The sequence below is a fragment of the Halomonas koreensis genome (genome assembly GCF_031451675.1).
Lineage (GTDB): Bacteria > Pseudomonadota > Gammaproteobacteria > Pseudomonadales > Halomonadaceae > Halomonas > Halomonas koreensis.
In genome coordinates this window covers 1-18,290 of the sequence record NZ_JARWAK010000008.1, presented here as the reverse complement: position 1 = coordinate 18,290, position 18,290 = coordinate 1, and the positions used below count along the sequence as shown (strand labels likewise).

The 18,290-nt window shown below is 70.7% G+C and carries 18 protein-coding genes; 9 read left to right on the top strand and 9 right to left on the bottom strand.

What is annotated here, in order from left to right; translation table 11 throughout:
• The first annotated feature begins 13 nt into the window (after positions 1-13).
• The gene (rsmD, locus tag QC818_RS10190) at positions 14-643 is read left to right on the top strand and encodes a 16S rRNA (guanine(966)-N(2))-methyltransferase RsmD (protein ID WP_309652751.1); all 630 of its coding nucleotides are present in this window, start codon (positions 14-16) and stop codon (positions 641-643) included.
• 75 nt (positions 644-718) lie between these two features.
• The gene (locus QC818_RS10185; RefSeq protein ID WP_309652750.1) at positions 719-931 is read left to right on the top strand and encodes a cell division protein ZapB; all 213 of its coding nucleotides are present in this window, start codon (positions 719-721) and stop codon (positions 929-931) included.
• A gap of 4 nt (positions 932-935) precedes the next feature.
• Here QC818_RS10185 and rimI read toward each other — a convergent pair whose 3' ends face one another.
• The 8 genes from rimI to QC818_RS10145 all read right to left on the bottom strand — a co-directional run bounded on the left by rimI (position 936) and on the right by QC818_RS10145 (position 7,474).
• On the bottom strand, positions 936-1,400 hold the full coding sequence (gene rimI, locus QC818_RS10180; RefSeq protein WP_309652749.1) for a ribosomal protein S18-alanine N-acetyltransferase: 465 nt from the start codon (positions 1,398-1,400) through the stop codon (positions 936-938).
• Positions 1,390-2,199, bottom strand: coding sequence for a hypothetical protein (locus QC818_RS10175; RefSeq protein WP_309652748.1), 810 nt, complete (start codon positions 2,197-2,199; stop codon positions 1,390-1,392). The genes rimI and QC818_RS10175 overlap by 11 nt, the downstream gene beginning before the upstream one ends.
• A complete protein-coding gene (locus tag QC818_RS10170) occupies positions 2,196-2,507 on the bottom strand; it encodes a BolA family protein (protein ID WP_309652747.1) in 312 nt (103 codons plus the stop codon). The genes QC818_RS10175 and QC818_RS10170 overlap by 4 nt, the downstream gene beginning before the upstream one ends.
• 28 nt (positions 2,508-2,535) lie before the next feature.
• Positions 2,536-3,945, bottom strand: a complete 1,410-nt coding sequence (locus QC818_RS10165; RefSeq protein ID WP_309652746.1) for an MFS transporter — start codon at positions 3,943-3,945, stop codon at positions 2,536-2,538.
• 69 nt (positions 3,946-4,014) lie between these two features.
• A complete protein-coding gene (locus QC818_RS10160; protein WP_309652745.1) occupies positions 4,015-4,401 on the bottom strand; it encodes a hypothetical protein in 387 nt (128 codons plus the stop codon).
• 232 nt (positions 4,402-4,633) lie between these two features.
• The gene (gene lysS / locus QC818_RS10155) at positions 4,634-6,169 is read right to left on the bottom strand and encodes a lysine--tRNA ligase (protein WP_309652744.1); all 1,536 of its coding nucleotides are present in this window, start codon (positions 6,167-6,169) and stop codon (positions 4,634-4,636) included.
• Between the two features lie 104 nt (positions 6,170-6,273).
• A protein-coding gene (prfB, locus tag QC818_RS10150) for a peptide chain release factor 2 (protein ID WP_374710080.1) occupies positions 6,274-7,372 on the bottom strand; the annotation gives its coding sequence in 2 pieces (ribosomal slippage) (positions 6,274-7,296 and positions 7,298-7,372; 1,098 coding nt in all).
• The gene (locus tag QC818_RS10145; RefSeq protein WP_309652930.1) at positions 7,295-7,474 is read right to left on the bottom strand and encodes a hypothetical protein; all 180 of its coding nucleotides are present in this window, start codon (positions 7,472-7,474) and stop codon (positions 7,295-7,297) included. The genes prfB and QC818_RS10145 overlap by 78 nt, the downstream gene beginning before the upstream one ends.
• Before the next feature lie 149 nt (positions 7,475-7,623).
• On the opposite strand from QC818_RS10145, the gene QC818_RS10140 reads away from it, so the two are divergent.
• The 4 genes from QC818_RS10140 to QC818_RS10125 all read left to right on the top strand — a co-directional run bounded on the left by QC818_RS10140 (position 7,624) and on the right by QC818_RS10125 (position 12,942).
• Positions 7,624-9,204, top strand: a complete 1,581-nt coding sequence (locus QC818_RS10140; RefSeq protein ID WP_309652743.1) for a peptide ABC transporter substrate-binding protein — start codon at positions 7,624-7,626, stop codon at positions 9,202-9,204.
• Between the two features lie 293 nt (positions 9,205-9,497).
• Entirely contained in the window at positions 9,498-10,424 is a 927-nt protein-coding gene (gene oppB / locus QC818_RS10135; RefSeq protein ID WP_309652742.1) for an oligopeptide ABC transporter permease OppB, read from the top strand.
• 4 nt (positions 10,425-10,428) lie between these two features.
• On the top strand, positions 10,429-11,319 hold the full coding sequence (locus QC818_RS10130) for an ABC transporter permease subunit (protein WP_309652741.1): 891 nt from the start codon (positions 10,429-10,431) through the stop codon (positions 11,317-11,319).
• A gap of 24 nt (positions 11,320-11,343) precedes the next feature.
• The gene (locus QC818_RS10125; protein WP_309652740.1) at positions 11,344-12,942 is read left to right on the top strand and encodes an ABC transporter ATP-binding protein; all 1,599 of its coding nucleotides are present in this window, start codon (positions 11,344-11,346) and stop codon (positions 12,940-12,942) included.
• A gap of 76 nt (positions 12,943-13,018) precedes the next feature.
• Here the strand turns inward: QC818_RS10125 and QC818_RS10120 are convergent, their stop codons facing one another.
• Positions 13,019-14,356 (bottom strand): OmpP1/FadL family transporter, encoded by a 1,338-nt coding sequence (locus QC818_RS10120; RefSeq protein WP_309652739.1) that lies wholly within the window; start codon positions 14,354-14,356, stop codon positions 13,019-13,021.
• 260 nt (positions 14,357-14,616) lie between these two features.
• Between QC818_RS10120 and QC818_RS10115 the strand changes: the two genes are divergently transcribed.
• From QC818_RS10115 to QC818_RS10105, 3 genes are all read left to right on the top strand, one after another.
• Positions 14,617-15,060 (top strand): MerR family transcriptional regulator, encoded by a 444-nt coding sequence (locus QC818_RS10115; protein WP_309652738.1) that lies wholly within the window; start codon positions 14,617-14,619, stop codon positions 15,058-15,060.
• Positions 15,057-17,612 (top strand): heavy metal translocating P-type ATPase, encoded by a 2,556-nt coding sequence (locus QC818_RS10110; RefSeq protein ID WP_309652737.1) that lies wholly within the window; start codon positions 15,057-15,059, stop codon positions 17,610-17,612. The genes QC818_RS10115 and QC818_RS10110 overlap by 4 nt, the downstream gene beginning before the upstream one ends.
• Before the next feature lie 122 nt (positions 17,613-17,734).
• Entirely contained in the window at positions 17,735-18,154 is a 420-nt protein-coding gene (locus tag QC818_RS10105; RefSeq protein ID WP_309652736.1) for a VOC family protein, read from the top strand.
• The last annotated feature ends 136 nt before the right edge of the window (positions 18,155-18,290 follow it).

Here is an 18,290-nt window from a genome sequence, read left to right as displayed (position 1 = left end):
ACAATCGGCCCCCATGAGCCGACGACGCCCCGCCTCCCGAGCCCCGAAGAAACCCGCCCGCCGCCCCGGCCAACTGCGCCTGATCGGCGGCGAGCACCGCCGCCGGCGGCTGCCCGTGCTGGACAGCCCCGGCCTGCGCCCCACCCCCGACCGCGTCCGCGAGACCCTGTTCAACTGGCTCTCCGGCGTGACGCCCGGCGCCCGGGTGCTGGATCTGTTCGCCGGCACCGGCGCACTGGGGCTGGAGGCGCTGTCCCGGGGCGCCGCCGGCGCCGTGCTGGTGGAGCGCGATGCCCGGGTGGCCAGAGCGCTGGTCGACAACCTGGCGACCCTGGACATCACCCGCGCCGAGGTGGTGGTGGACGACGCCCTGCGCCATCTCGCCGGCCCGCCCCGCGCGGCGACCCTGGCCTTCGTCGACCCGCCCTTCCGCCAGGGCCTGGCCGGGCCCTGCTGCGAGGCCCTGGAGGCCGGCTGGCTGGACGACGAGGCCTGGATCTACGTGGAGACGGAAAGCGAGCTCGACCCCGAGGTGCCGGCCGGCTGGTCGCTGCATCGCGAGGTCCGCGCCGGGGACAGCACGGGACGGCTCTATCGCCGTCGCAGCACGCCCGGGGAGTCGCCCGACGGCGACGCTTGCTGAGCCCCCACGGCGGCGTTACGCTGCCGCTGCAGGACGCCCATCACGGGCCCCGCCGGACATCGTCAGGAGAAACGGATGAGCATCGAACTCTTCAACCAGCTCGAACAGAAGGTGACCAGCGCCGTCGAGGCCCTGGAATTGATGAAGATGGAAGCCGAGGAGCTGCGCGAGGAAAACGCTCGCCTGAAGCAGGAGCGCGAGGACTGGGAGCGACGCCTGTCCGGCCTGCTGAGCAAGTTCGACGAGGTCGAGACCGGCGCCGGGGAAGCCGAACACCAGCCCGGCTGACGCCTCAGCCCCCCGGGGGGCCGGACATCAGCAACGCATCCTCCCGGTCGGCGCCGGCCTGCGGCGGGTAGTAGCCGCGCCGGCGCCCGTCGACCCGGAGCCCCGCCCGCCGATAGAGGGCGATCGCCGGGGCATTGCCTCCCCGCACCTCGAGCAGCAGTCGCTCGCTGCCCCAGCGCCGCGCCTCGGCCTTCGCCTCGTCCATCAGCCGGGTCGCCAGCCCTTCCCCGCGCCGCGCCGGCGCCACCAGGATGGCCTCCAGCTCGGCGTCGAAGGGGCCGCGCGCCACCACCGCATGGGCCACCAGCTCGCCCCCCGCCTCCACGCCGAAGACGGCATGATCCGGCGACGCCAGCGCCGCCCGGAGCTGGGCGGGCGACCAGGGCTGGGCCTGGCCCGCCGCTTCCAGGGCCACCAGGGCCTCGAGGTCGCCGACGCCGAGGCGGCGCAGCCGCCCCTTAGGCCTCATCGCCGCCGCCATGCCAGGCCTCGCGCCAGCCGGCCAGGCAGGGCCACAGCGCCCGCTTGGCTTCGGCGCTGCCGGCCAGCGCCTCGAGGTCGGGCCCCTGCCAGGCCGGCAGCCCCAGCGCCGAGCTGCGCTCGGCCTCGATGGCCAGCACCGACGCCAGGGCCTGGTCCTCGCCGAACACCAGCAGCCGCTCCGCGGCCCAGCCGCGGCGCGCCCGGCCGGCGAGGAACGCCTGCAGCCCCTGACGCGCCTCGTCCAGCGGCGCCTGGACCGGCAGCCCCTCGACCTGGGGCCAGTGGAAGGCCTCGAAGGCCGGCGGCGCCTCGGGCGTCACCCCGGCGGCGCGCAGCAGGTTGACCAGCAGCCGCTGCGCCTGCCGGGAGGGCGGCGCCTCCCCCGGCACCATCAGCAGCCAGCGACCGTCCAGGCAGGCCACCTGCAGGGTGAAACGCAGCGCCTCGCCGGGCGCGGCCACGGCCGTCGGCGCCTCGGAGGCGGGCTCGGGGTCGGCCGCCGGGGCCTCCTCGGGCACCAGGTCGCCCAGCAGGGCGCGCGCCTTGCGGGGGCCCGCCGGCGCCTGGGCACGGGGCTCCGGCTCCGCGGGCGCGGGAGCCTCGCCCGGCTCGTCGAGCAGGGCATGCAGGCGCTCGCCGGGCGCCTGGCGAGCCGACGCCTCGGGCTCGGGCAGCGCCCATTCGCAGGCCTCGGTTTCCCGGGCATTGGGCAGGCGATAGCGGGCCGTCCAGGCCGTCAGGCCCATGGCCTCCAGGTATTGCAGCCGCTGGGGCTCGGTGGTCACGAGCCGCCGCCGCCCCGACAGTCCGGGGAGTCCGGCCGCCCCTCGCCGCGGGCCTGCCACTCCTCGGGGGTGTAGGGGTGCAGCGCCAGGGCATGCACGGGGCCGGCCAGCTCGTCGGCCAGCAGGGCATAGATCTGCTGGTGGCGCTTGACCGGCATCATGCCGGCGAAGCGCGACGACACCAGGGTCACCTTGAAGTGGGTCTCGGAGTTCGGCGGCACGTTGTGCCGGTGGCTCTCGTTCTCCACCGCCAGATGGACGGGCTCGAGGGCCTGGAGCTTGTGCTCGATGGTCGACTGGATGCTCATCTCGGCGTTCCGCTGGTGAGTGACGGCCTCATTGTACGCGTTCGGCCGCGGCGCGACGACGGGCGCGCAGCGCCTCGCCGGCCAGCGGGACCCGGGCCAGGCTGGCCAGCAGCGACAGCGCCGTGGCCGCCACGCCCGCCCAGAGCGTGAGCTGGACGGGCGCCCCGGCGGCCAGGCCGGCGCCGACCAGCGCCACGCCCAGCGACTGGCCCATGGTGCGGGTGGTGCTCATCACGCCCGAGGCGCTGGCGCTGCGCTCGGCGGGCACGCTGGCCATCAGCTCGCGATTGTTGGGCGGCTGGAAGAGCCCGAAACCCAGGCCGCACAGGGCGGTGCGCCACAGGCCGTCGATCACCCCGGCCTCGGCCTCGAGCCGGGCCAGGCTGGCCAGCCCCGCCATCAGCAGCACCAACCCCGCCGAGCTCAGCAGGCTGGGGTTGAGCCGGTCGGCCAGCCGGCCGGCCAGGGGCCCCGCCACCATGATGGTCAGCGGCCAGGGGGTGAACAGCCAGGCGGTCTCCAGCGGCGTGAAGCCCATCTCCCGCTGGTAGAGGAAGGACAGGGCGACGAAGGCCAGGCCCTGGCCGACGAAGGCCAGCCCCTGGGCCGCGACCGCCAGGCTGAAGCGCCGCTCGCGGAACAGCGACAGCGGCAGCAGCGGGTACGCCGCCCGGCGCTGGCGGGCGATGAAGGCGGCCCCGGCGACCAGGGCGACGGCCAGCCAGGCCCAGCCTCCGCCGCCCGCCGCCCGCCCGGCGCCATCCAGGGCCAGGAAGAGGCTCGCCAGGGCGGCCATGGCGCAGAGCGCGCCCCAGCCGTCGAAGCCTCCCGAGCGCCGCGGCTCCCGGGGCAACGCCCGCCAGGCCAGGATCACGGCGCCGGCCCCGAGGGGCACCGGCAGGGCGAACAGCCAGGGCCAGCTGGCCACCGACAGCAGCGTGCCGCCCAGGGCCGGCCCGGCGGCATAGCCGGTGGCCACCACCAGCGAGCTCAGCCCCAGGGCGCTGCCCAGCAGCCGCGAGGGGAAGATGGCCCGGTACAGCGACGGGCCGATGGACAGGGTGGCCGCCGCCGCCACGCCCTGGAGGGCGCGGAACGCCAGCAGGGTCTCGAGGCTGCGCGACAGGGCGCTGCCCAGGGCGGCCACCGCGAACAGCGCCAGCCCCGCCGCGTACAGCCGCCGCCGGCCGACCAGCTCGCTCAGGGCGGCGAAGACCAGCAGGAAGGCGGCGCAGGTCACCTGGAAGAGGTTGGTCACCCACACCGCCTCGGCCGCCGGCACTCGGAGGTCGGCGGCGATGGCGGGCAGGGCCAGGTTGACCATGGTGGTGTCCACCACCGCCATGGTGGTGCCCAGGATCAGCGCCATGACGGCCAGGCGGCGTTCCGGGCCCGGCAGGCCGTCATCGCCGGGGCGGGTCGAGAAGAGTCGGCTCATGGGCAATCGCGATGCAAAAGAAAACCGGCCGCGGCCGGTTTCTGGGGGACGGAGGGCGGGGCGCCACGCTCAGTCCTGGTCGGTCTCCAGCAGCAGGCTGTCGTCGACCTCGGCGACCTCCAGGGCCGCCTCGTCGTCCAGGTCGATCGCCAGGTAGCTGTGCTCGAAGTGCAGGAAGCGCTGGAACAGCGCCCAGTCGAGGGTCTCGGGCCACTGGCGCTCGTCTTCCTCCCAGGCCCGCAGCTCGGTCTCGAGGATCTCCAGGTAGCGCTCCCTCACGAAGGCCTCGAGGGCCTCGGGGGCATCCATCTCGGGAATCAGGTAGATGGTGCTTTCCCGTTCGACATCGGCGAGCGAGAGGTCGTCATCACCCACGGTGGGTTCCAGGGCGTTGATCCAGTCGACGAAATGCTGGGTCGGCCTGACGCTCAGGGCGGAGCGGTTGAGCAGTTTCATCACGGTCTCCTCGACGTCGAAACGCTGCCATTATGGGCGCTCGGGGCGCCCCTTACCAACACTTCCCGACCAACCTGCCGGATGTGGGGCTAAGCGGTCACCCGCGAAGCCAGCGGAAGGCGGCGAGCTAGGCCCAGGCTAGGCGCACGGGGATTCGCTGGCGGAATGTACACGTTTGTACATGAGCAAAGCGAGTCCCCGCGCAACGCCGCCTGGCCGACGCGCAGCGCCTTCAGTCTCCAGAAGGGCGCATGGCCGGGAACAGCAGCACATCCCGGATCGAGGCGCTGTCGGTGAGCAGCATCACCAGCCGGTCGATGCCGATGCCCTCGCCGGCGGTGGGCGGCAGGCCGTACTCCAGGGCGCGGACATAGTCGGCGTCGTAGTACATGGCCTCGTCGTCGCCGGCCTCCTTCTCGGCCACCTGGGCGGCGAAGCGCTCGGCCTGGTCCTCAGCGTCGTTGAGCTCCGAGAAGCCGTTGGCGATCTCTCGGCCGCCGACGAAGAACTCGAAACGCTCGGTGACGAAGGGATCGCTGTCCTTGCGCCGGGCCAGCGGGCTGACCTCGGTCGGGTAGTCGGTGATGAAGGTCGGCTGCTGGAGGCGGTGCTCGACGGTCTTCTCGAAGATCTCGATCTGCACCTTGCCCAGGCCCCAGCCGTCCTTGACGTCGATGTCCAGGCGCTCGGCGATCTGCCGAGCGGCGGTCTCGTCGGCCAGCGCCTCGGCGTGGATGTCCGGGTTGTACTCGAGAATGGCGTCGAACACGCTGAGCCGGCGCAGCGGCTGGCCGAAGTCGTACTCGTAGGTCTCCAGCACCTCGCCCTCGGCGTCGCGCACCGTGTTGGTCACGGTGGTGGTGCCCAGCACCCGCCGGGTGACCTCGCGCAGCATGGCCTCGGTGAGGTCCATCAGGTCCTGATAATCGGCATAGGCCTGATAGAACTCGATCATGGTGAACTCGGGGTTGTGCCGGGTCGACAGCCCCTCGTTGCGGAAGTTGCGGTTGATCTCGAAGACCCGCTCGAAGCCGCCCACTACCAGCCGCTTGAGGTACAGCTCCGGGGCGATGCGCAGGTACATGTCGATGCCCAGCGCGTTGTGGTGGGTCACGAAGGGTCGGGCCGTGGCGCCGCCGGGAATTGGCTGCAGCATCGGCGTCTCGACCTCCATGAAGCCGTGATCCTCGAAGAAGCGGCGCATGGCGCTGATCACCCCGGCGCGGGCCTTGAAGACGTCCCGCGACTCGGGGTTCATGATCAGGTCCACGTAGCGCTGGCGGTAGCGCGCCTCCATGTCGGTCAGGCCGTGGAACTTGTCGGGCAGCGGCCGCAGGCTCTTGGTCAGCAGCCGGGCCTCCTCCATCATCACGTAGAGGTCGCCCTTGCCCGACTTGTGCACCGGGCCGCGGCCGGCGACGATATCGCCGATGTCCCAGCCCTTGATGTCCTCGAGCACCTCGGCCGGCAGGCCCTTCTTGTCGACGTAGAGCTGGATCTGGCCGCTGGCGTCCTGGATGACGATGAAGGGGCCGCGCTTGCGCATGATGCGCCCGGCCACGGCGGCGGGGCGGGCCAGCGCCTCGAGCTCGGGCTTGTCCTTGTCGCCCAGCTCCTCGATCAGCTCCGCGGCGGTGCTGTCGCGACGGAAGTCGTTGGGGAAGGCGCTGTCGCCGCCGCCGGCGGCCCGCTCGCGGCGCTCGGCCAGCTTGCCGCGCCGCTCGGCGATCAGGCGATTCTCGTCCTGGGAAGTGTCCTGGTTGGCCATGTCGCTACCTGTGAAAATGGGCTACGGACAACGCGCGACGCGCCGCGAGCGTGGGACACGGGCGCCTGGCCCGTCGCTCGCGACGCGTCGCCCGCCGCGAGAGGCTAGAGGCCCTGCTTGAGGCTGGCCTCGATGAACTGATCCAGATCCCCGTCCAGCACCTTGTCGCAGCTGCTCGACTGCACGCCGGTGCGCAGGTCCTTGATACGCTGGTCGTCCAGCACATAGGAACGGATCTGGCTGCCCCAGCCGATGTCGGCCTTGGAGTCCTCGGCGGCCTGCTTGGCGGCGTTGCGCTTCTCCATCTCGTGTTCCCACAGCTTCGCCCTGAGCTGCTTCATGGCGAAGTCGCGGTTGGCGTGCTGGCTGCGCTGGCTCTGGCAGGCCACCACGATCCCGGTGGGCTCGTGGGTGATCCGCACCGCCGAGTCGGTGGTGTTGACGTGCTGGCCGCCGGCCCCGCTGGAGCGGTAGGTATCCACCCGCAGATCCGAGGGGTTGATCTCGATCTCGAAGCTGTCGTCCACCTCCGGCGACAGGAACACCGAGGCGAAGGAGGTGTGGCGGCGGCCGCCGGAATCGAAGGGGCTCTTGCGCACCAGGCGGTGCACCCCGGTCTCGGTGCGCAGCCAGCCGAAGGCGTACTCGCCCTGGACGTGCACCGAGGCCGACTTGATGCCCGCGACCTCGCCGGCGGAGAGCTCGGTAATCTCGGCCTTGAAGCCGTGGTGCTCGGCCCAGCGCAGGTACATGCGCAGCAGCATGTTGGCCCAGTCCTGGGCCTCGGTGCCGCCGGAGCCCGCCTGGATATCGAGATAGGCGTTGTTCTCGTCCATCTCGCCGGAGAACATGCGCCGGAACTCGAGCTTCTCGAGGCTGGCCTGCAGGCCGTCCAGCTCGCGCTGGACCTCCTCGACGGTCCCCGCGTCCTCCTCCATCTCGGCCAGCTCCAGCAGGTCGGCGCTGTCGGCCAGCCCCTGCTCCAGCTCGTCGATGGTGGACACGATCGTCTCCAGGGTCGCCCGCTCCTTGCCCAGCTTCTGGGCATAGTCCGGATCGCTCCAGACGTCGGGATCCTCGAGCTCGCGGGTGACTTCCTCTAGCCGGTCCTTCTTCTCGGCATAGTCAAAGGTACCCCCTCAGGACATCTGTCCGCTCAGACAGGTCCTTGATGAGGTGGTTGATCGGATTGGTTTCCAGCATGGCATTCGCCTGAATCTGAAAGGAATGCGGCGCGCGCCGGCCGACCCGGCCGGCGGCGGAGAAAAGACGGGCATTGTAGCGAACCGCGGCGCCTGCGGCCATCCCGTCCGGCGCCGCAGGCCGGGAATATCGAATTCCTGGATGGCGTCATGCGCAATTTCTAATGGACCACGCCTGGGGTCTCGGCGATGGTGAGGTCCAGCCGTTTAGCATCCAAACGACTCCAACAATCACAAGCCAAGGAGTGCACCATGCGCAAGACGCGCCGTTTCGCCGGCAGCCTGCTGCTGGCCTCGACCTGCCTCGCCCCCTCCGCCTTCGCCGCGACCCTCGACATCGGCGTCACCGGCGAACTCGCCTCCTTCGACACCTCCCAGGTCTCCGGCGGCATCTGGGAGTCCCAGATCCTGATGGATGTCTACGAAGGCCTGGTGAAGAAGGCCCCGGACGGCGAGCTGCTGCCCGGCATGGCCGAATCCTGGGAGGTCTCCGAGGATGGCCTGACCTATACCTTCCACCTACGCGAGGACGCGGCCTGGTCCGACGGCGAGCCGGTGACCGCCGAGGACTTCGTGTTCGGCTGGCGCCACCTGCTCGACCCGGCCAACGCCTCCAAGTACGCCTACATGCTCTACCCGGTGGCGGGGGCCGAGGCGGTCAACATCGGCGAGCGACCCCCCGAGGCACTGGGCGTGGCCTCCCTCGACGACGGCCGCACCTTCCGGGTCACCCTCGAGGCCCCGACCCCCTACTTCCTGCAGCAGCTGACCCATTACACCGCCTATCCGGCGCCCCAGCACACCCATGAGCGCTACGGCGACGACTGGGTCAAGCTCGACAACATCGTCACCAACGGCGCCTTCACGCCCGTGGAGTGGGTGTCCCAGTCGCACATCGACGTGCGCCCCAACCCCGCGTACTACGACGCCGACGCGGTGACGCTCGACGGCGTGACCTACCACACCATCGAGGATCGCAACGCCGGGGTCTCGCGCTTCCGCGCCGGGGAGCTCGACATCATGCGCGAGTACTCCTCGAGCATGTACGACCTGCTCGAGGAGGAGTTGCCCGAGGCCACCCACATGAGCACCTACCTCGGCAGCTACTATTACGTCTTCAACCACCGCGAGGGCCACCCCACCACCGACCCGCGGGTGCGCGAGGCGCTCAACCTGGCGGCCCGCCGCCAGGTGATCTCCGAGCAGATCATGGACGGCACCTTCCAGCCGGCGCGATCCTTCGTGCCCGACGGGATCGCCCACTACGACGTCCAGGAGATGGCCCTCGAGGGCGATATGGACGCCCGCCTGGCTCGCGCCCGCGAGCTGCTCGAGGCGGCCGGCTACGGCCCCGACAATCCGCTGCGCCTGCGCCTGCGCTACAACACCACCGACGAGCACAAGAAGATCGCCGTCGCCATGGCGGCCATGTGGCGTCCGCTGGGCGTCGAGGTCGAGATGATCAACGCCGAGGCCACCGTGCACTACCAGACCATCGCCGAGGGCGACTTCGACATCGCCCGGGCCGGCTGGATCGCCGACTACAACGACGCCGAGAACTTCCTCACCCTGCTGCATACCGGGGTCGGCAACAACTACGGCGCCTACTCCAATCCGCAATACGACGCCCTGCTCGACCGGGCCGCCGAGACCCTGGACCTCGACGAGCGCCAGCGGCTGCTCCAGCAGGCCGAGGCCCTGGCCCTGGAAGACGATGCGCTGATCCCGATGCTCTACTACGTCTCGCGCAACCTGGTGAACCCGGACCTGGCGGGCTGGCAGGACAACATCGAGGACGACCACCCCTCGCGCTGGATCCGTTTCGCCGACTAGCCCGCCGTCGCCGGGGACGGCCCCGCCGCCCCGGCCTGACGCTCCCGCTAGGCTTTGTCTGAAAAGTCGGTGAGCGAAGGCTAGACAAGGCAAAAATCGGTGAAAAGACGGAGTTTACAGGTAGCAAATGAGTACTTTGACCGGGCTCGCGCACGAGCCGATTTTTAACGCCGTATAGCCGAGCGCAAGCACTCTTCAGACATTGCCTAGGCCCGCATGCCCTGTGACGTGCGCCACAGGAGGAGACGCCCCATGCCCGTTCGCCCCCGACACCGTTCCCGGAGCCTGCCGCCATGCTGAGCTACTCCCTCAAGCGCCTGCTGCAGGCGATCCCGACGATGCTGATCGTCATCACCATCGCCTTCTTCCTGATGCGGGTGGCCCCCGGCGGCCCCTTCGACGGCGAGCGCGCCCTGCCGCCGGAGATCGAGGCCAACCTGATGGCCGCCTACCACCTCGACGAGCCGCTGCCCCAGCAGTACCTGCGCTATCTCGGCAACCTGCTGCAGGGGGATTTCGGCCCCTCCTTCAAGTACAAGGACTTCAGCGTCACCGAACTGATCCTGCAGGGCTTTCCGGTCAGCCTGGAGATCGGCGGCCTGGCCATCCTGCTGGCGCTGGCCCTCGGCCTGCCGCTGGGTATCGCCGCCGCCCTGCGGCGCAACAGCGCCATCGACTACGCGGTGATGGGCACCGCCCTGGCCGGCATCGCGGTCCCCAACTTCGTGGTCGCCCCGCTGCTGGCGCTGGTCTTCGGGGTCCTGCTCGGCTGGCTGCCCGCCGGCGGCTGGAACGATGGCGCCCTGCCCAACCTGGTGCTGCCGGTGGTGGCGCTGTCGATCCAGCAGATCGCCTACATCGCGCGGATGATGCGCGCCAGCATGATCGAGGTGCTGGGCAGCCACTACATCCGCACCGCCCGAGCCAAGGGGCTCAGCGAGCGGCTGGTGGTGTGGCGTCACGCCATCCGCCCGGCGCTGCTGCCGGTGGTCTCCTACCTGGGCCCGGCGATCGCCGGGATCATCACCGGATCGGTGGTGATCGAGCAGATCTTCGGCATCCCCGGCATCGGCCGCTACTTCGTGCAGGGCGCGCTCAACCGCGACTACACCCTGGTGATGGGCACGGTGGTATTCTACGGCGCGCTGATCGTGCTGCTGAACCTGATCGTCGACCTGATCTATTCCGCCCTCGACCCGCAGATTCGCTATGACGACTAATGCCATGACCTCACGCACCCTGCCCGCCGACGCCGATGCCGGCGTGACCGGCGACAGCCTGGCCCGCGAGGCCTGGCGCCGGCTCAAGCAAAACAAGGCCGCCATGGCCAGCCTGTGGCTGCTCGGCACGATCACCCTGGTCTGCGTGGCCGGCCCCTGGCTGACGCCCTGGGGGCTGGCCGACGTCGACTGGAACGCCTTCGGCGCCGCCCCGACCCTGGAGGGCGGCCACTGGCTGGGCACCGACGCCAACGGCCGCGACCTGCTCACCCGCACGCTCTACGGCGGACGCGTCTCGCTGTCGGTGGCGCTGGTGGCGACCCTGGTCAGCCTGGTGATCGGCGTCCTGTACGGCGCCGTCGCCGGCTACCTGGGCGGCCGCGTCGACAACCTGATGATGCGCTTCGTCGACATCATGTACTCGCTGCCCTTCATGTTCCTGGTGATCCTGCTGATGGTGGTGTTCGGACGCAACATCCTGCTGATCTACGCCGCCATCGGCGCGGTGGAATGGCTGGACATGGCGCGCATCGTGCGCGGCCAGACCCTGGCGCTCAAGCGTCGCGAGTTCATCGAGGCCGCCCATGCGCTGGGCGTCAGGGACCGCAAGATCGTCACCCGCCACCTGATCCCCAACGCCATCGGCCCGGTGATCGTCTACGTCACCCTCACCGTGCCCAAGGTGATCCTGCTGGAGAGCTTCCTGTCGTTCCTGGGGCTCGGCGTGCAGGAACCGCTGACCAGCTGGGGGGTGCTGATCAGCGAGGGCACCGACATGATGCAGACCGCCCCCTGGATGCTGCTGGTGCCCTCGGTGTTCCTGGCGCTGACGCTGTTCTGCCTCAACTTCCTGGGCGATGGGCTGAGGGATGCCCTGGACCCCAAGACGCGCTAAGAGCCCACCAGGAGGAGCCCAACGATGCGCAAACCATTGCTTGAGGTCGACGACCTGTGCGTCGACTTCGCCCTGCCCGACGGCACCGTTCCCGCCGTCAAGCATGTCAGCTTCCACCTCGGGGCCGGCGAGACCCTGGCCCTGGTCGGCGAGTCCGGCTCCGGCAAGTCGGTGTCTTCCACCGCCGCCATGGGCCTGCTGCCGGACCTGGCCCGCACCCGCGGCGCCATCCGCTTCGAGGGCGAGGACCTGCTCGCCGCCACCCCGAAGCGCCTGCGCCGGCTGCGCGGTAACGACATCGCGATGATCTTCCAGGAGCCGATGACCTCGCTCAATCCACTGCATCGCATCGGCCGGCAGATCGCCGAGGTGCTCGAGCGCCACCGCGGCCTCAAGGGCCGGGCCGCTCGGGAGAGGGTGCGAGAACTGCTCGAGCAGGTCGGCATCCCCGAGCCGGCTCGACGCCTCGACAGCTACCCCCACGAGCTCTCCGGCGGCCAGCGCCAGCGGGTGATGATCGCCATGGCGCTGGCCTGCGAGCCCAAGCTGCTGATCGCCGACGAGCCGACCACGGCGCTGGACGTCACCGTCCAGGCGCAGATCCTGGCCTTGCTCAAGGACCTGCAGCGCCGCTACGGCATGGCGATCCTGTTCATCACCCACGACCTGGGCATCGTTCGCCACTTCGCCGACCGAGTCTGCGTGATGCGCCGCGGCGAGCTGGTGGAGAGCGGCGAGACGCGGGCGCTGTTCGCCGCGCCCCGGCACGCCTACACGCGGATGCTGATCGACGCCGAGCCCCATGGAAGCAAGCCGCCGGTGCCGGCGGATTCGCCGATGCTGCTCGAGGCCCGTGACCTGCGGGTGCGCTTCCCCCTCAAGAAGCGGCTCCTCCGGCCCTCGGCGTACTTCGAGGCGGTGCGCGGCATCGACCTGGCGATCCGCCGCGGCCAGACGGTGGGCATCGTCGGCGAGTCCGGCTCCGGCAAGTCGACCCTGGGGCGCGCCCTGCTGCGCCTGCTCGACAGCCGGGGCGACATCCGCTTCGAGGACACCGCCCTGGACGGCCTGGACAGCGGCGGCATGCGGCCGCTGCGCTCGCGGATGCAAGTGGTCTTCCAGGATCCCTTCGGCTCGCTGTCGCCGCGCATGACGGTGGGCGAGATCGTCGGCGAGGGCCTGCGGGTGCATGCCCCCGAACTGGGCCGACGCGAGCGCGATGATCGGGTCCAGGAGGCGCTGCGCGAGGTCGCCCTGGACCCGGCGATGCGCCGCCGCTACCCCCACGAGTTCTCCGGGGGCCAGCGCCAGCGCATCGCCATCGCCCGCGCCCTGGTGCTCAAGCCCGAGTTCCTGCTGCTCGACGAGCCCACCTCGGCCCTGGATCGCTCGGTGCAGGCCACGGTGATCGAGCTGCTGCGCGACCTGCAGAAGAAGCACGACCTCACCTACCTGTTCATCAGCCACGACCTTGCCGTGGTCCGGGCCCTGGCCGATACCGTGCTGGTGATGAAGGAGGGCGCGGTGGTCGAGCAAGGCGAGACCGAGGCCCTGTTCGAGGCCCCGCGGGAAACCTACACCCGCGAGCTGATGCGCGCGGCCTTCCTCGACGAGGCGGCCTGAGGGCCACGCCCCGGCGCCACGAAAAAACCCCGGCCAGTGGCCGGGGTTTCGCGTGAGAGGCCTGCTGCAGGCCGGCTCAGAAGCGATAGTCCACCGAGAGGGCGAAGACATCGGCCTCCACCTCGTACTCCCCGGAGAGGTTGCCGCGCTCGGCGTTCTCGGGCTTGGCGCCATCCTGATCGATGTCCACGTCATCGCCGAAGACGTGCATGTAGCCGGCGGTGATGCCCAGCTCGGGGGTGGGCATCCAGGTGGCCCCCAGGGTCGCCCAGCGGCGATCGGCATCCGGCACCCGCGGGGTGCGGTGCTGGGCATCCGGCACCGGCGTCTCGTCGAAGCCCAGGCCGGCGCGCAGCAGCCACTGCGGGTTCAGCGCATAGTTGGCGCCCACCGAGAAGGCCCAGGTATCGTCCCAGTTCTCGGTGGTGGTGCTGTCGGAGCCGTCCTCGAACTCCACCACCAGCTCGTCGAAGCTGCTCCACTCGGTCCACTCGGCGTTGGCCATCACGGTCAGGCGATCGGTCAGCTGGTGATGGACGCCCAGGTTCAGGCTGGCCGGGGTGGTCAGGTCGGCGGAGCCGCCCATGTCGGAGACCTGGCCGGAGGCGACGGCCCCATCGGACACCGGGTCGGTGCCCTTGACGTCGAGATCCCCCTCCAGGGTCAGGTCGACCTCCGAGCGATAGCTGACCCCGAAGCGGGTGCGCTCGGTCGCCTGGAAGAGCGCGCCGAGGGTATAGCCGTAGCCCCAGTCGTCGCCGGTCAGCTCACCGATCACATCGTTCTGCCCCGGCGTGGCCACCGGGCTTCCCTGCTGGGCCGCCAGGGAGCCGAAGTCGCTGGCATTGGACAGGGTGGCATCGGCGTACTGGGCCCGCAGCCCCACGGCCAGGTTGAGCCGCTCGGTGGCCCGGTAGTTGAGGGTCGGCTGGAAGTCGATCGTCTTCAGCTCGGTCTCGATGGCGTGATAGCGCCCGATCCAGTCCTCGTCGTACTCGGTGGCCAGGCCATAGGGCGAGTAGATCGCCAGCCCCAGGTCCCAGCGCTCGTTCAGCCGGGTCTTGGCGGCGAAGCTCGGCACCACGGCGGATTCGCCGCCCTCCCGGGAGCCGCCGCGGTCGTAGTCGACCAGCCCGTTGGCACTGGAGGCCTGGGCATCGTGCAGCTTGAAGGTGGCGTCGATATAGGCCACCCCGGCGGCGACCTGGGTGCCGTCGAGGTTGCCGATGGCGGCCGGGTTGTAGGCCATGAAGCTGGCGTCCTCGGCGCCCGCGGTGGCGTTGGAGAGGGCGTTGGCCAGGGTCTTGGCGCTCTGCTCGCGCACCTGGAAGCCGGAGGCGGCGGCCTGGCTGGAGATCAGCGCGGCCGAGGCCAGCGCGACGGCGACGGTAACGGGGTTGAACTTGTTGTGCATGGCGCGGGGCATCCTTTCTCGATGGCTGTTGTTGTCGTGCGGGCTAGTGCCGACAGTGTTTGCAGAATCCCCCGCCGCGATCAAGGCCAAACGTTCGTTTTAATGCGGTTTTTTCTAATGCTTTAGTCGCACGGCCGTTCGATTCCCCGAGCTTTCAATCACTTGCTTTGCCCATCCCCGGCGATGCCCCGCGCCGACTTGACCCTTGGGTAACACGCAGGTTTTACACTGCCGGGGATCCCCGCCGCAGGAGCCGTGGAATGAAGGTCAGCGAACTCGCCCGCCAGGCCGGCGTCACCGCCGAGACCGTGCGACACTACACCCGGGAGGGCCTGCTGCGCCCGGAGCGCCACCCGGACAACGGCTACCAGCTCTACGACCAGCACGAGCTGCATCGCCTGCGCTTCATCCAGCGCGCCCGGACCCTGGGCTTCGGCGTGGCGGAAATCCGCGAGATCCTCGAGCATGCCGACCAGGGCGACTCGCCCTGCCCCATGGTCCGCGACCTGCTGGCCGAGCGATTGCCCCGCATACGCGAGCGGATCGCCGAGCTGGAGGCCCTGGCCGAGCGCATGGAACGGGCCCTGGACGCCTGGGCCGAGATGCCCGACGGCACCCCGGACGGGCACAGCCTGTGCCGGCTGATCGAGAGCTTTCCCGCCCCCCTGGATAGCGCCCCCGATGCCGGGGAGGAGGCCCGATGAACGCCAGACACCGCTGGGAACGCCATATCCCCGACATGAACTGTCAGGGCTGCGTGACGACCATGCGCCGCGCCATCCAGGCCGAGGATCCCGAGGCCGAGGTCGTCGGCGCCCCGGGCGAGAAGCGGCTGGAGATCACCACCGCCCTCGGCGAGGCTGCCGTGGACGCGGCCCTGCGCGAGGCGGGCTATCCCCCCGGCGTCCCGGGCGACGAGGGCGAGACCGACGACGCCCTTCGCACGCGCCCCGCCGAGGCGCCGGCCGAGTCGCCTGCCGGCGGCACGACCCGGCGGCTGTCGATCAGCGGCATGACCTGCGCCAGCTGCGTCAGGAGCGTCCAGCAGGCCCTCGAGGGCACCGAGGGCGTGATCTCGGCCTCGGTCAACTTCGGCACCCGCACCGCCCGGGTCCACGGCGAGGCCGACGCCGACGCCCTGGTGCGCGCGGTGAAGGACGTGGGCTACGGCGCCGAGCCCATCGTCGACCTGCGCCAGGCCGAGGCCGCCCGCGCCGAGCAGGACGCCCGCACCTACCGCCAGCGGCTGCGCGGCAGCGCCTGGTCGCTGGCGCTCGCGGTGCCGCTGATGGCCAGCATGTTCGTCTTCCACCCGGCGCCGGAGGGCGGCGGCCGCCTGTACTGGCTGGCGATCGGCCTGCTGACCCTGGCGGTGATGGCCTTCCCCGGCCGCCACTTCTTCGTCAACGCCTGGAAGAACCTGCGCCACCACCAGGCCAACATGGACACCCTGATCGCCATGGGCACCGGCACCGCCTGGGGCTACTCGATGGCGGTGGTGGCCCTCGGGCCCTGGCTGCCGGAGGTGGCGCGCGGCATCTACTTCGAGGCCTCGGCCATGGTCATCGGCCTGGTGCTGCTGGGCAATGCCCTGGAACTGCGCGCCCGGGGCCGCACCAGCGAGGCCCTCAAGCGTCTGCTCGACCTGCAGAGCCGCACCGCACGGGTGATCCGCGACGGCGAGGAGCGCGAGGTGGATATCGACGAGGTCCGGGAGGGCGACCACATTCGCGTGCGTCCCGGCGAGCGCCTGCCGGTGGACGGCGAGGTCACCGAGGGCAACAGCCATATCGACGAGTCCATGCTCACCGGCGAGCCGGTGCCCGTGGCCAAGGCCGCGGGGGACGAGGTCAGCGCCGGCACGGTGAACGGCAAGGGCGGACTGGTCTATCGCGCCACCCGCGTCGGCGCCGACACCCGGCTGGGCCGGATCACCGAGCAGGTGGCCAGCGCCCAGGCCTCGCGGCCGCCCATCGGCGCCCTGGCCGACCGGGTGTCCAGCGTCTTCGTGCCCTCGGTGATGATCATCGCCGTGATCACCGCCCTGGTCTGGTTCAATGTCGGCGCCGAGCCCCGGGTGCTGCATATGCTGGTCACCGCCACCACGGTGCTGATCATCGCCTGCCCCTGCGCCCTGGGGCTGGCCACGCCCATCTCGACCATGATCGGGGTCGGCAAGGCCGCCGAGCACGGCGTGCTGGTGAGGAGCGGCGACGCCCTGCAGACCGCCAGCCACCTCACCACCCTGGTGGTGGACAAGACCGGCACCCTCACCGAGGGCCGGCCCCGGGTCACCGAGGCGAAGGTGCTGGCCGGCGACGAGCGCGAGGCGCTGGCGCTGGTGGCCGCCCTGGAGCGCGGCTCGGAGCACCCGCTGGCCGCCGCCCTGATGGCCCATGCGGAGGCGCGCGGCGCCGAGGCCGGCGAGATTCGCGATTTCGACACCGTCACCGGCGGCGGCGTCCGGGCGACCGACGCCGAGGGCCGGGCACTGCTGCTGGGCAATGCCCGCCTGCTGGAGGAGGCCGGGGTGGACCTGGCCGCGGGCCGGGAGATCGCCGACGAACTGGAGCGCCAGGCCCGCACCGTGGTCCATCTGGCGGTCGGCGGCCGCTTGAGCGCGGTCTTCGGCGTCAGCGACCCGCTGCGCGGGGACACCGTCGAGGCCGTGGCGCGGCTGCAGGCCGACGGGCTGCGGGTGGTGATGCTCACCGGCGACAACACCCACACCGCGGCCGCCATCGCCGCCGAGGTCGGCATCGACGAGGTCCGGGCGGGGTTGCTGCCCGAGGACAAGCATGGCGAGATCGAGCGCCGCCAGCGCGACGGCGAGGTGGTCGGCATGGTCGGCGACGGCATCAACGATGCCCCGGCCCTGGCCCGGGCCGACGTCGGCTTCGCCATCGGCCAGGGCACCGACGTGGCCATCGAGAGCGCCGGCATCACCCTGGTGCGCGGCTCGCTGCACGGCGTCGCCGACGCCATCGAGATCAGCCGGGCCACCCTGGCCAACATCAAGCAGAACCTGGTGGGGGCCTTCGGCTACAACGTGCTGGGCATCCCCATCGCCGCCGGGGTGCTCTACCCCGCCACCGGCACCCTGCTGTCGCCGATGATCGCCGGGGCGGCCATGTCGCTGTCCTCGATCACCGTGGTCAGCAATGCCAACCGGCTGCGGCTGTTCAAGACCCGCGGCGAGACCAGCGCCGACACCGGCGCCCTCGCCGACGACGACACCCGGGAGGCCACCTCATGAGCTGGATCGTCAACCTCGCCGGCCTGACGCTGATCGTCCTGATCGCCTGGTGGTTCTGGGGCAGCGGCTAGCCGAGCCCCGGCTGCTAGGCTGTAGGCAGGTCGGCCAAGGGAGGAGGACGCATGCCCGCACTCAACGGCGTACTGGAAACGGCCCTCTACGTGGAGGACATGTCCCGGGCCCAGGCCTTCTTCGAGGGGGTGATGGGGCTGGCGCCCTTCACCTCGGACCACCGCTTCACCGCCTTCGATGCCGGCGCCGGCTCGGTGCTGCTGCTGTTCCTGCGCGGCGAGACCCTGGAGACCGTGACCCTGCCCGACGGCATGGGCACCATCCCGCCGCATGACGGGGCCGGCCGGGTGCACATGGCCTTCGCCATCGCCGCCGCCGAGCTGGGCGCCTGGGAGGCCCAGCTGCGCGACCACGGCATCGAGATAGAGGGCCGCACGCACTGGCCCCGGGGTGGGGAGAGCCTGTACTTCCGCGACCCCGACGGCCATCTGCTGGAACTGGCCACGCCAGGGGTCTGGCCCAACTACTAGGCGGCTCTCGGGAGCGCCTGCCTTTGTTATCGGCCGCGACCCCGACGGCCATCTGCTGGAACTGGCCACGCCAGGGGTCTGGCCCAACTACTAGGCGGCTCTCGGGAGCGCCTGCCTTTGTTATCGGCCGCGACCC